Annotated in this window: 12 protein-coding genes; 6 read left to right on the top strand and 6 right to left on the bottom strand. The window is 71.8% G+C overall.

The features are described 5' to 3' along the window. Window positions 1-33: 33 nt before the first annotated feature. On the bottom strand, window positions 34-471 hold the full coding sequence (locus ACZYRU_RS00815; protein ID WP_218234725.1) for a MerR family transcriptional regulator: 438 nt from the start codon (window positions 469-471) through the stop codon (window positions 34-36). 27 nt (window positions 472-498) lie between these two features. Here ACZYRU_RS00815 and ACZYRU_RS00810 point away from each other — a divergent pair, with 27 nt between their 5' ends. After that, window positions 499-1,488 carry an NAD(P)/FAD-dependent oxidoreductase gene (locus ACZYRU_RS00810; RefSeq protein ID WP_488955171.1) on the top strand — a complete coding sequence of 330 codons (990 nt, stop codon included), beginning with the start codon at window positions 499-501 and terminating at the stop codon, window positions 1,486-1,488. 104 nt (window positions 1,489-1,592) lie between these two features. On the opposite strand, the gene ACZYRU_RS00805 is transcribed toward ACZYRU_RS00810, so the two are convergent. Both ACZYRU_RS00805 and ACZYRU_RS00800 read right to left on the bottom strand, forming a co-directional pair. Further along, window positions 1,593-2,165, bottom strand: coding sequence for an aggregation-promoting factor C-terminal-like domain-containing protein (locus ACZYRU_RS00805; RefSeq protein ID WP_488955170.1), 573 nt, complete (start codon window positions 2,163-2,165; stop codon window positions 1,593-1,595). Between the two features lie 16 nt (window positions 2,166-2,181). Continuing rightward, window positions 2,182-3,918 carry a DEAD/DEAH box helicase gene (locus ACZYRU_RS00800; protein ID WP_488955169.1) on the bottom strand — a complete coding sequence of 579 codons (1,737 nt, stop codon included), beginning with the start codon at window positions 3,916-3,918 and terminating at the stop codon, window positions 2,182-2,184. A gap of 171 nt (window positions 3,919-4,089) precedes the next feature. On the opposite strand from ACZYRU_RS00800, the gene ACZYRU_RS00795 reads away from it, so the two are divergent. Further along, on the top strand, window positions 4,090-5,625 hold the full coding sequence (locus ACZYRU_RS00795; RefSeq protein ID WP_488955168.1) for a fibronectin type III domain-containing protein: 1,536 nt from the start codon (window positions 4,090-4,092) through the stop codon (window positions 5,623-5,625). 4 nt (window positions 5,626-5,629) lie between these two features. Here the strand turns inward: ACZYRU_RS00795 and ACZYRU_RS00790 are convergent, their stop codons facing one another. Genes ACZYRU_RS00790 through ACZYRU_RS00780 form a run of 3 tightly spaced genes read right to left on the bottom strand, consistent with a single transcriptional unit; the run spans window position 5,630 to window position 9,411 of the window. Beyond that, window positions 5,630-7,276: a glycosyltransferase family 61 protein gene (locus ACZYRU_RS00790; protein WP_488955167.1), complete on the bottom strand. Its 1,647-nt coding sequence runs from the start codon at window positions 7,274-7,276 to the stop codon at window positions 5,630-5,632. A gap of 17 nt (window positions 7,277-7,293) precedes the next feature. Further along, window positions 7,294-9,132 carry a glutamine--fructose-6-phosphate transaminase (isomerizing) gene (glmS, locus tag ACZYRU_RS00785; RefSeq protein WP_488955166.1) on the bottom strand — a complete coding sequence of 613 codons (1,839 nt, stop codon included), beginning with the start codon at window positions 9,130-9,132 and terminating at the stop codon, window positions 7,294-7,296. 15 nt (window positions 9,133-9,147) lie between these two features. Continuing rightward, window positions 9,148-9,411, bottom strand: a complete 264-nt coding sequence (locus tag ACZYRU_RS00780) for a hypothetical protein (protein WP_488955165.1) — start codon at window positions 9,409-9,411, stop codon at window positions 9,148-9,150. A gap of 233 nt (window positions 9,412-9,644) precedes the next feature. Between ACZYRU_RS00780 and ACZYRU_RS00775 the strand changes: the two genes are divergently transcribed. The 4 genes from ACZYRU_RS00775 (at window position 9,645) to ACZYRU_RS00760 (ending at window position 12,585) form a co-directional block, all read left to right on the top strand. After that, entirely contained in the window at window positions 9,645-9,782 is a 138-nt protein-coding gene (locus ACZYRU_RS00775) for a hypothetical protein (RefSeq protein WP_179728396.1), read from the top strand. Between the two features lie 208 nt (window positions 9,783-9,990). Beyond that, window positions 9,991-10,545, top strand: coding sequence for a YceI family protein (locus ACZYRU_RS00770; RefSeq protein WP_488955164.1), 555 nt, complete (start codon window positions 9,991-9,993; stop codon window positions 10,543-10,545). 48 nt (window positions 10,546-10,593) lie between these two features. Further along, window positions 10,594-11,499 carry a GNAT family N-acetyltransferase gene (locus ACZYRU_RS00765; protein ID WP_488955163.1) on the top strand — a complete coding sequence of 302 codons (906 nt, stop codon included), beginning with the start codon at window positions 10,594-10,596 and terminating at the stop codon, window positions 11,497-11,499. Between the two features lie 33 nt (window positions 11,500-11,532). Continuing rightward, window positions 11,533-12,585 (top strand): serine/threonine-protein kinase, encoded by a 1,053-nt coding sequence (locus ACZYRU_RS00760; protein WP_488955162.1) that lies wholly within the window; start codon window positions 11,533-11,535, stop codon window positions 12,583-12,585. Window positions 12,586-12,676 lie beyond the last annotated feature (91 nt).

Below are 12,676 nucleotides of genomic sequence, written 5' to 3'. Positions count from 1 at the left end.
TCTACCAGCCCGGTCCGCGCCTACCCGCAGACGTCAGTGGCCGGCGAGGAACCGGATGCCCTGCGTGGTGCCGTCGACGATGTCGGAGACGTGCGCCTGGAAGCCCGGACAGGTGGTGATGTCGTGCGCGCGGCACTCGAGGGCGTGCTTCGTCATGTGCCGCGACCGCTCGAGCTCGGCCTGGCGCCGGTCGAGCTCGTCGAGGTGCGCGCGCAGCGCATCGCGGCGGCCCTCCACGGAGGCGTCGACGAGGGTGCGGATCTGGTCGAGGCTCATGCCCGAGGCCTTGCTGGCGAGGATCGCCGCCACCCGGTACGCGTCGTCCTCGCCGTAGACGCGCCTGCCCGCGGAGTCGCGCTCCGGGTGCAGCAGGCCCTTGTCCTCCCAGTGCCGCAGCACGTGGGTCTCGAGCTCGAAGCGTGCGGCCAGCTCACCCACGGACCACCGGATGTTCCGGGTACTTGACTTCATGTTCACATGAAGTCACACGCTGGGCTCATGATCAACTCACACCTCTCACCGAACGTGTACGACGTCGCCGTGGTCGGCGCCGGATCCGCCGGCCTGCAGGCCGCCCAGACCCTGGGCCGGATGCACCGCTCGACCGTGGTGATCGGCACCGACCGCTACCGCAACGACCCGACCGGCCACATGCACAACTTCCTCGGCCACGACGGCGCCCCGCCCGCCGAGCTGCGGCTCGCGGCCCGCAAGGACGCGGAGGCGTACGACGACGTGCGCTTCCTCGACGTCGTCGGCGCCGGCGTCACCCGGATCTCCGGCGAGCTCGGCGACTTCGCCCTGGACGTCGAGGGCGAGGAGCCCGTGCGCGCCCGCCGCGTGCTCCTCGCCACCGGCGTCCGCGACACCCTGCCGGACGTCCCCGGCATCGCCGAGAACTTCGGCGACCTGGTCGCGCACTGCCCGTTCTGCCACGGCCACGAGTACGCCGGCACCCGGGTCGGCATCCTCGGCTCGGCGCCGCACGTCGCGGCGATGGCCTCGATGGTGCAGCCGATCGCCGAGGACAGGGTGGTGCTCACCCATGGTGGCGACCTCGACGAGGCGACCGCTGCGCAGATTGCCCGGACCGGAGCCGGCGTCGTGACCGACCGGTTGGTCGACGTACGCAAGGAGGGGGCAGGCCTCGTCGTCACCCTGGCCGGCGGCGAACAGCTCGCGCTCGGCGGGCTGTTCGTGAAGACCGAGTGGGAGCAGGCAGCACCGTTCGCCGCCCAGCTCGGGCTGGAGACCTCCGAGGTCGGTGCCGTGGTCGTCGACGCGTTCGGCCGCACCAGCGTCCCCGGGGTCTACGCCGCCGGCGACCTCGCCCAGGGCCCCGGTCTGCCGATGCCGATGGCGTCGGTGCTGGTCGCCGCGGCCGCCGGGATGATGGCCGCCGCGGCCTGCGTGCAGGACGCGGCGCTCGCCGTCCTGGCGGACGCGAGCTTGCTCGCGGCCGCCAGCGCAGACGGGGAGATCGAGTAGCGCCACGACCGAGGAACGAGGTCGTGACGCGCGTATCGAGATCAGGCGAGGCGTCTCGATACGCCGCTCGCTGGCGCTCGCGGCTACTCGACGAGCTCGGTCGGTCAGTACCAACCGGTGCGCTGGGAGTGCTCCCAGGCCTTCTGCACGTTGCCGTAGCGCGCCGCGATGTAGGCCAGTCCCCACCGGATCTGGGTCTCCGGGTTCGTGCGCCAGTCCCTGCCGACGACCGCCATCTTGGTGGCGGGCAGGGACTGCGGGATGCCGTAGGCGCCGGAGCTGCGGTTCTCGGCGAGGTGGTTCCAGCCGGACTCGCGCTGCCACAGCGCGTCGAGGTAGGGCCACTGGTCGGCCGGGAAGCCGAACTCGATCATCTCCCGGTAGCCGAGCCCACGGTTCGACGCCGGGTCGACCTCGGCCGGCACGATCACCGGCGGCAGCTTCTTCGCGATCCGCTCGGCCCTGCGCGCGAGCGCCGCCATGATCTCGACGGTGGGTACGTCGACCCGCGCGCCCGAGCGCGACGGCTCGGCCTCGCGTGGAGTCGGCGCGGGCACGGCCGAGGAGGCCGCGGCAGCCGGCTCTGCGACGGGAGCCGTCGTGCTGCCGCAGGCACTCAGCAGCAGCGCGCCCGCTGCGAGTGCAGCGGGCGCGGCCGAGCGACGCAGACCCCCCATGGAGTCCGAGGGTAGGTCAGTCCCGGGGCTTGCGCGACCGGTTCGGCGGGCCGAAGTCCTTGGCCAGCTCGATCAGCTTGCCGCTGATCCGGGTGTCCTTGAGCCGCTCCCACTGGTCCGCGGTCAGCTGCGCGGGCAGCTCGACGATCGAGTAGTCGGGGCGGATCGTGATCTTGCCGAAGTCGCGCCGGTCGAGGCCGCCCTCGTTGGCGAGCGCGCCGACGATCTGGCGGGGCTCGACGCGGTGCCGCTTGCCGACCTGGATCTTGTAGGACTGGAAGTTGCCGCCCGCCCGGGGGGCACGGTCGCGGCCACCACGCTCGCCGCGGTCGCGGTCGCCACCACGGCGGTCGCCGCGGTCACCACGGTCGCGGTCGTCGTACTCGCGACGCGGACGGCGCTCCGGCTCCGGCTCCTCCTCGAGCAGCAGCGGGGTGTCACCCTGCAGCGCGATGGCCAGCGCCGCGGCGACATCGGCCTCGGGCACGTCGTGCTCGCGGATGTAGTGGCCGACCACGTCGCGGAAGAAGTCGATCTGCGGCGACTCGAGGGCCGCGGTGATCCGGTCGTCGAAGCGGCTCAGGCGCGACTCGTTGATCGCGTCGACGTTCGGCAGCTGCATCTGCTCCAGCGTGGAACGGGTGGCCTTCTCGATGTGCTTGAGCAGGTAGCGCTCGCGCGGCGTGATGAAGGAGACCGCGTCGCCGCTGCGGCCGGCGCGTCCGGTGCGGCCGATCCGGTGCACGTAGGCCTCGGTGTCGGTGGGGATGTCGTAGTTGAAGACGTGGCTGATCCGGGGTACGTCGATGCCGCGGGCCGCGACGTCGGTGGCGACCAGGATGTCGAGCTTGCCGTCCTTGAGCTGGTTGACGGTGCGCTCGCGCTGGGCCTGCACGATGTCGCCGTTGATGGCCGCGGCGCTGTAGCCCCGAGCGCGCAGCTTCTCGGCCAGCGTCTCGGTCTCGTTCTTGGTGCGCACGAACACGATCGCGCCCTCGAAGTTCTCGACCTCGAGGATCCGGGTCAGCGCGTCGACCTTCTGCGGGTAGCTGACCATCAGGTACCGCTGCTTGATGTTCTCGGCGGTCCGGGTCTTGCGCTCGATGGCGACCTCGACCGGGTTGTTCAGGTACTTCGCCGACAGCGACTTGATCTGCTTGGGCATCGTCGCCGAGAACAGCGCGACCTGCTTGTCGGACGGGGTGTCGGCGAGGATCGTCTCGACGTCCTCGGCGAAGCCCATGTTGAGCATCTCGTCGGCCTCGTCGAGGACGAGGAAGCGCAGCTCGGTGAGGTCGAGGGTGCCCTTCTCGAGGTGGTCCATGATTCGGCCGGGCGTGCCGACGACGACGTGGACGCCCCGGCGCAGCGCGGACAGCTGGACGCCGTACCCCTGGCCGCCGTAGACGGGGAGGACGTGGACGCCGCGCAGGTTGGCGGCGTACTTCTCGAACGCCTCGCACACCTGGAGCGCGAGCTCACGGGTCGGCGCGAGGACCAGCGCCTGCGGGGTCTTCTGCGACAGGTCGAGCTGGTCGAGGATCGGCAGCGCGAACGCGGCGGTCTTGCCGGTGCCGGTCTGCGCGAGGCCCATCACGTCGCGACCCGCGAGCAGGTGCGGGATGGTCTCGGCCTGGATCGCGGACGGCGACTCGTAGCCGATGTCCTTGAGAGCCTTCAGGATGCGGTCACCGAGACCGAGGTCGGCGAAGGTGGCGGGCAGGTCCGCGGCGTCACTGGGAAGGTCACTCACCCGTCAAGACTAGTGCCGTCAAGCGCCCGAGGCGTGATCCTCGTCGCGGTGCGCTGGGTCACGGCGGATTCAACGGGGTGTGATCTGGTAAGGACAGCCTGTAATGCCGGAACGGATGCGTCCGCTGTCACCCTCGGCATACGGTCATGCTCCGCGACGAGAAAGAGCTCCATGAGGCCCGACACCACCCCCCGCCGCGCGCGGCAGCTGCTGCTCGCGGCGATCGCCGTCCTCCTGTGCACCACCGGTCTGGTTGCCGGGTTCGTGGAGCCCGCTAGCGCCGCGCCCAAGCCGGCGCGGGTGAAGGGCGTCAAGCTCACCAAGCCCCGCGTCGACGGCACGACCGCGTCGTTCAAGGTGAAGTGGAAGCGCGCAGCCCGCGCGACGTCGTACAAGGTCCAGTGGCGCACGCCCGGCGGCAAGGCCCACAAGGACCGCAGCCGCACGACCACGATGACGATCAAGGGCCTCGCCCAGGGCGCCGACTACTGCGTGCGCGTGCGCGCCTACAACGGCAAGCGCAAGGGCAAGTGGTCGAAGACCCGGTGCCGTACGACGGCCCGGCTCGCCCCGGTGCAGCCGGTCTGGGTCGACCGGCAGCAGATCCAGGGCGCGAGCGTCGCCCTCACCTTCCGGTGGAACGAGGTCGCCGGCGCGACGTCGTACGAGCTTGCCTACGTCCCGGGCGAGAAGGACATCCAGAAGCACAAGAACAAGTTGGTCGTGCAGGTCCCCGCCTCCGGGACCGGCACGGTGGGTGCGCTGGTGGGCGGCCTGGAGCCGGCGAAGACCTACTGCTTCCAGGCGCGCGCCACCGGGCCGCGCGGCACCGGCGCCTGGGGCGCTGCGGGGTGCAAGCGGACCGTCCCCACCAGCCGCCAGCTCGGCGGGAACCTCGCCGTCAACATGATGACCTGGAACGTGTGCAGCGGCGGCGGTGACAACTGCGACGGCCAGCACCCCTGGGCAGACCGTGCGGCCGCCGCCAAGGCCCGGGTCGCTGCCATCGGTCCCGACGCGGTCGCGTTCCAGGAGTCGGCGCCCGCCATCAACGACCTGGACGACACCCCCGGATATGCCCTGGGCTGCCGGATCGGCGATGGCTACCCGGGCGACCCGGTCCTCGGCGGAGCTCGCAACCAGTCGCTGATCATCAAGACCTCGAAGTTCACCATCGTCCCCAACAGCGCGCGGGGCATCCGTTTCAGCGGCTACACCCACGGCGGCTGCTGGGTGAAGGTCAAGGACACCGCGCCCGGAGGGACCGGCCGTGAGCTGGTCCTCGCGTCGGTCCACCTCGCGCCGCCGGCCCAGGCCTCCGACCAGACCCGCGCCAACCAGGCCGCCACCTTCTGGGCCGCCGTGTCCGCCGATGCGGCCGGGCTGCCGGTCGTCATCGGCGGTGACTTCAACTCCGACCGCGGCAGCGGCTGGGACGGCGCACGGGAGTTCCTCAACTCCTTCGGCTACGACGACGCGTACGACGTCGCCGAGTCCTACAACGCGCTGCCGTACCTCAACTCGTTCACCGAGTGGTCCCCGGTCCCGCGGATCCTCCCGCGCTGGGGCGGCCACATCGACCGGGTGTTCGTGCCGCCGAACGCGCGGGTGGCGTCGTGGCAGACCGAGGAGCCCTACGCCAACGGGCGGTGGACCAGCCTGCTCTCGGACCACGCACCCGTGCGGGTCACCGTCACCATCCCCTGACGGGTCACAGCGAGGCCAGCACCGAGCGGAGGAAGGGCCCCTCCCTCGCCAGGTCGACCCGGAACGACGACTGCACGTCCGTCCCGTCGGCGCGGCTCACGACGGAGTCGATCCGGTGCCGGCGCACGGCGGCGATCAGCACCTCGTTGCGGGGCGTGTACGCCGTGGAGCCGAGCAGGACGAGGCGCTGCGGGTGCGGGACGAAGGCGGTGGTGAACATCCCGCTGCCGGCGTACCCCGCGACCACACGGGCGCCCCGGAACATGGCGACCTGCTCCCCGAGCGGGTGGTCCTCGGGGTGCACGACCTCGAAGCCGTGGTCGACGAAGAGGGCCTCGACCTCGTCGGCGTTGGTGCAGGAGCGCTTGGCGAGCCTGCGGGCGACGAAGATCCGCTCGGGACGGTCGCGCTCGGGCGCCTGCGCGGCCAGGGCATCGCCGATCCGGTCCCAGGTCTCCACGATCCGCGGGTGCACGTAGCTCGGGTTGCTGAACATCGGACTCCCCGACAGCAGGCGCTCGACCCGGACCTGGCCGTCGATGCGGACCACCCGGTCCCGCGGGATGCCGCACGCCTCGTAGAAGTCGTACTCCCACGCCGCCACCTCCGGCCGCTTCCGGGCGGCGCCGACCAGCACCCGCACGTCGGGGTCGATCTCGAGCGCCGCCGGCCAGCTCCACATCCGGGAGACCACCTCGGTCACCAGGTGCCCGAAGTGCCCGCGGAACTCGTTGTCGAGGTGGAGGTAGGTGCCCGCGAGCCGGGGCAGGTCGGCGGGCACCGGCGTCATGGGGACGCCGAAGCGCGGCGCCACGTCGGCGATCCGGCGGGTGACCAGGCGCGGCCACTGGTTGTGCCGGAAGGTGTCGGGCAGCACGACCAGGTCCGTCATCACCGTCTGCTCCACGTCGACGACGACGTCGCGGTAGTCGCGCAGCGCGATCGCCGCCTCGGCGACCGGCCGGTCCATCGCCGGCTCACGCTGCTCGGGCCCCTCGGTGATCACCCGGGCGTCGGGCGGGGTCTCGGCGGCGAGGACGGAGAGCACGCGGTGGGGGCCGCCGAGGCGGTCGACGTACGCGTTGCCCTGGGGCTCGTCGAGCTTCACCAGGACGTCGGGGAGGTCGTGGGTGAGGACCAGGGCACCGGCCTCGGCACGGCCGGTGACGTGCATCCGGACCGCGATCCGCCGGCTGTCGGTGAGCGAGCGCTTGCCGGCACGCAACGGCTTCGGGTCGCTCGCCCAGCACGCGGCGAGGAACGCGCCGAGTGGCCCCGGGCTGGAGCCGAGCTCGCCGGCGGCACCGGGGACGACGTACGCCCCACCGGCCGCGAGGTGGAAGAAGCCGGCATGGAAGCGCCGCAGCCGCTGCTCGCCGTCGGACAGGTCGACGATGACGTCGGCCCGTCCGGCCAGTGCGAGGTCCACCAGGCGCTCGGCGGGAGCGGCGTCGGAGTGCAGCACCCGCCACTGCGGCCCGGCGGCGCGCAGCGGTGCTGCCAGGCCGGGCGCCCCGATCACCACCACCAGGGCCTCCGCACGCCCGGCGAGGTGGGCGGCGACGAGGTCGACGACGGCGTCGTCCGGGCTCTGGCCGGGCGAGCGGCGCCGGCCCCACGCGAATCGCCTGGCAGGTGCTCCCGGACGCATGCGGCCAGACTAGGAGGTCACTCCACGGTGACGGACTTGGCGAGGTTGCGGGGCTTGTCGATGTCGTGACCGAGCTCGAGGGCGGCGTGGTAGGCCAGCACCTGCAGCGGGACGGTCAGCAGGATCGGGTCGAGCTCACGCTCGTTGCGGGGTACGTCGATCCGCCCGGCCACGATGCCCTCGAGCTCACCGAGGTCCACACTCTCGTGGGTGATCACGACGAGCGGGCCACCCCGGGCGGCGATCTCGTGGAGCGCCGCGACGTTGCGCTCGACCAGCTCGTCGTCGGGCACGATCGCGACCGTCGGCACCTCGGGCGAGATCAGCGCGAGCGGGCCGTGCTTGAGCTCGCTGGTCTGGTACGCCTCCGCGTGGCGGTAGGTGATCTCCTTGAACTTCTGCGCGCCCTCGCGCGCGACCGGGAAGCCGCGCACCCGGCCGATGAAGAACAGGCTCTCGGCCTCGGCCAGCCGCTTGGCGACCAGCGCCAGATCGGCCTCCGTGGCCAGCACCTGGTCGATCTGCTCGGGGATCCGGGTCAGGCCGGCGATCAGCCGCTTGCCGTCGGCGATGGACAGGTCGCGGACCCGGCCGAGCTGGACGGCGAGCATGCCGAAGGCGAGGAACATGTTGGTCAGCGCCTTGGTCGACGCGACCGCGACCTCGGGACCCGAGTGGAGGTAGATGCCGCCGTCGACCTGACGCGCGATCGCCGAGCCGACCACGTTGACCAGGCCGATCACGCGACCGCCCTTGCGCTGGACCTCCTGCACGGCCAGCAGGGTGTCGATCGTCTCCCCGGACTGGCTCACGGCGACGTACAGCGTGTCCGGCTCGACGATCGGGTTGCGATAGCGGAACTCGCTCGCCGCCTCGGCGTCCGCGGGGATCCGGGCCAGCTCCTCCAGCAGCGAGGCACCCATCTGGCCGACGTAGTACGCCGATCCGCAGCCGAGGATCTTGACCCGGCGGAAGGCCCGCAGCTCGCGGGCGTCGAGGTTGAGGCCGCCGAGGTGACCGGTGCCGAACCGCTCGTCGAGCCGGCCGCGGAGCACCGCCTCGGCGCGCGCCGGCTGCTCGAGCAGCTCCTTGTGCATGAACGAGTCGTGCTCGCCCGCGTCGTACGCCTCGGGGTCGATGTCGACCTCCTTGGCACGGCGGTCGGTGGCCGCCAGGCCCGTGGCCTCGATCCGGTACGTCGTGAAGCCCGCCGCCGTGATCGTGGCCATCTCGCCGTCGTCGAGGTGGGCGACCGTGGTCGTGTAGCGGACCAGGGCAGCCAGGTCCGAGGCGACGTGCATCTCGTGGTCGCCGACGCCGATGATCAGCGGGCTGCCGTTGCGGGCGACGACGAGCCGGTCGGGGAAGTCCGCGTGCGCGACGGCGATGCCGTAGGTGCCCTCGACCCGGCCGAGTGCCTCGGCGATGCGCTGCTCGAGGGTCTTGGCCGTGGAGCGCGCGACCAGGTGGGCGAGCACCTCGGTGTCGGTGTCGGAGGCGAGCACGACGCCGTCGTCCGCCAGCTCGGCGCGCAGCGCCGCGGCGTTGTCGATGATCCCGTTGTGGACGACGGCTACCCGGGCGGCCTCGTCGGTGTGCGGGTGGGCGTTGACGTCGTTGGCCGGGCCGTGGGTGGCCCACCGGGTGTGGCCGATGCCGATCTTGCCCCCGAACCGCTTCGGCAGGCTGTCGGCGAGGTCACGGACCCGGCCGGCCTGCTTGGCGACCTTGAGCCCGCTGCTGCCGAGGACGGCAACGCCCGCGGAGTCGTACCCGCGGTGCTCGAGCCGGGTCAGTCCCTCCAGCAGCAGTGGTGCCGCCTGCTGGGTCCCGATGTAGCCGACGATTCCGCACATGTCCCGTGATCTCCCTCAGCCGTAGATGATGCGGCGGAGCTGGCGCTCCGTCAGGTCCGGTGCCGCGACCACCGTGGTCCGCAGCTCCTCGCGCAGCCGGGCGAAGATCTCGTCGTTCCTCGCGCCGTGCAGCTTCAGCTCCGCGTGCCGCCGCCGGACCCAGCCCTCCACCGTCTCGTCGTGGAAGGCGAGGACGTCCTGGACCAGCCGCGCCGCCTCCGTCGCTCCCAGTCCCGTGCTGTCCTGGACGTGCTGGAGGAGCCGCGGATCGACGTGCACCCGGCGAGCCTGCACCCCGGTGTCACCGTTTCTCAAGTTCCTGCCCGAAATCGGGCAGATCGGCGTTCTTGGCGTCGTACGCCGAGCTGCCGCTCGCGGTGGAGGACAGAGCCCTCTCATCACCATCCCCGGTGGCACGCGGTGGAGCACAGTGGCCTGCTTTCCGGCGATTCGAGCCACCCGAGTGGGGGACGTGCTATCTTGGTGAACACAAGGTGAACAGGAGGTGACCCATGACCGACACGAACATGACCGAGACGCATCTCGAGATGCGCTGGCTGCCCGTGACCGCCCCGGACGGACGCACCCGGATGGAGGCCGTCTGGGTCGAGGTCGGCCAGCCTGCGGCCGCGCACTCGCACGCTGCCTGACGCAGGACAACTCTTCGGAAGCCACTCCCCGATCCCGGGGAGTGGCTTCCGGCATTTCCGGGTAGTGCCGCGCGAAGCCCCAGGACTTCACCGACCGGTCACCTGCGTGACGCAGGTCACCCCTTGCCCTGGAATGGTTGCCGTGTCACCATTGGTTACGGTCTTTGAAAGTTCAAACAAACCCCGCCACCACTCAGGAGCCAGCACCATGAGCGAGTCCACCGCCCTCACCGACATCACCGGCGACTACACCCTCGACACCGCACACAGCCGCCTCGGCTTCGTCGCGCGCCACGCGGTGGTCACCAAGGTCCGCGGCCAGTTCACCGACTGGAACGCGACCGCCCACATCGACACCGCGAACCCCGCCGCCTCCTCGGTCACCGTGACCATCAACCCGGCCAGCGTCTCGACCGGCTCCACCGACCGCGACGGCCACCTGACCTCGCCCGACTTCTTCGACACCGCCGCGTTCCCCGAGTGGAAGTTCGTCTCCACCCACGTCACCCGCGACGGCAACGAGTGGACCATCACCGGCGACCTGACCATCAAGGACACCACCAAGCCGGTCACCATCGAGTTCGAGGAGAACGGCTCCGCCAAGGACCCGTTCGGCAACATCCGCGTCGGGTTCGAGGGCGACGTCACCGTCAACCGCAAGGACTGGGGCCTGACCTGGAACGCCGCGCTCGAGACCGGCGGCGTCCTCGTCTCGGAGAAGATCAAGCTCGAGTTCGACATCTCCGCCATCAAGAACGCCTGATCGTAAATCGCGCGCAGACACCCGGGTGAGTCGTCCAGACTCACCCGGGTGTCCGTCATTTCGCTGCCCTCCGGGCTGACCTCCCGACCGCTCACCCTCGCCGACGCCGCGGCCGTCTTCGCCGTCATCGCCGAGCAGGAGCAGCACGACACCGGCACCGTCGAGGTCGAGGAGGCGGACCTCCTCGCCGACTGGGGGCGGCCGTCGTACGACCTCGGGACGAGCTCGGTCGCGGTGCTCGACGGCGAGCGGATCGTGGCGTACGCCGAGCACCTCGGCGAGGAGAGGTACGACGCGGCGGTGGTGCCGTCGTACCGCGGGCGGGGGATCGGGACCTGGCTGGCCGGCTGGATCCAGCAGCTGGCCCGCCGTCGCGGCGTCGCGATCGTCGGGATGCCGGTGCCCGACGGCTCGGACGGCGACCGCCTGTTGACCGCGCTGGGGTACGGCGTGCGCTGGACCAGCTGGGTGCTGCGGCTGCCCGAGGGCGCGCAGGTGGCCGAGCGAGCCCTGCCCGAGGGCTACACGCTGCGCGAGGCGACGCCCGCCGATCGCGAGCAGGTCTGGGCCGTCACCGAGGACGCCTTCCTCGAGTGGTCGGTGCGCGAGCGGGCGAGCCTCGAGGACTTCGGCGCCCAGGTGTGGGGCCGCCCCGGATCCGCGCCCTGGCACCTGCAGCTGGTGACCGGGCCCGATGGCGGCGTGGTGGCCGTCGCGCACGCCTGGAACGCGGGCACGGACACCTTCGTCTCCAAGCTCGCCGTGGCCCGGGCCCACCGTCGCCGCGGCCTCGCCCAGGCGCTGCTCGTCGCGGCCTTCGCGGCCGGCCGGGAGCGCGGGGCGACCTCCTCCTCGCTGTCGACCGACTCGCGGACCGGCGCGCTCAGCCTCTACGAGAACGTCGGCATGCAGGTCGAGGCGACCTGGGTGCACCGCGCGGTGCGGCTGGACTGACCCTGCCCCCGGACGGCGGATAGGGTCGCCCGCATGGGCGAGGTGTTCGCGGGGCGCTACGAGCTGCTGGACCCGATCGCCGCGGGCGGCATGGGCACGGTGTGGCGGGTGCTCGACCGGACGGCGGGCGACGTCAAGGCGGCGAAGATGCTGCGCCAGGGCGACGCGGCGATGCTGCTGCGGTTCGTGCGCGAGCAGTCCGTGCGCATCGACCACACCCACGTCGTGACACCGCAGTCGTGGGCCGGCGTCGACGACCGGGTGCTGTTCACGATGCCGCTGGTGCGCGGCGGATCGGTGTCCGGGCTGATGAAGCGCAACGGCGGGACCCTGCCGGCACGCTGGATCGCCGTACTGACCGACCAGACCCTGCAGGCGCTGGAGGCCGTGCACCTCGCGGGGATCGTGCACCGCGACATCAAGCCCGGCAACCTGCTGCTGGAGCCGACCGGCCACGGCCGGCCGCACCTGCGGCTCACCGACTTCGGCATCGCCGTGCCCAGCGACGAGCCGCGGCTGACCCACGTGGCGATGGTGATCGGGACGCCCGGCTACATGCCGCCCGAGCAGTACCGGGGCGCCGACCCCGACCCCAGCGCCGACATCTACGCCCTCGGCGTCGTCGTGCTCGAGATGCTCACCGGACGCCGGCCACCTGCCGACGGCGAGCCCGGCCCGATCGACGTCGCGGCCCTGCGCACCGGCAACCCCGAGCACGACGCGGTGCTCGAGGTGGTCGCCGCCGCCACGGCGTACGACGCCGCGCAGCGCCCCACGGCCACCGAGCTGCTCGCCCACCCCGCCCTGCGGGGTCTCGTCGAGCGCTGGGACGACCCGGCGCTGGCCGACCGGATCGTGGTGGTCGACGAGTACCCCACGGCCCCGGACCCGACCCCGAGCCGGGCGACGATGGCCTACCCGCCGCCCCCGCCACCTCCGAGCACGCCGGTCCCCACCGCGGCCGCGACCGCCGCGGTGACGACATACGGCGCACCGGTCGCCGCCAAGCGCCCCGTCGACGCGTTCGTGCTGCTCGGCGTGGGCGTGCTCGGGCTCGTCGTGGCGCTGCTGCTCCTGCTCGGCTGAGCCGGCGCCGATTCATCACGGGATGTAGGCGAGCAGTCGGTTCCGTAGTGGAGTTCCGCTACAGAACCGGCGATTGACCTACATCCCGTGA

Source organism: Nocardioides sp. F233, from assembly GCF_057813895.1.
The sequence above is the reverse complement of the archived record's forward strand: the minus strand, read 5'-3'. Positions and strand labels throughout refer to the sequence as shown.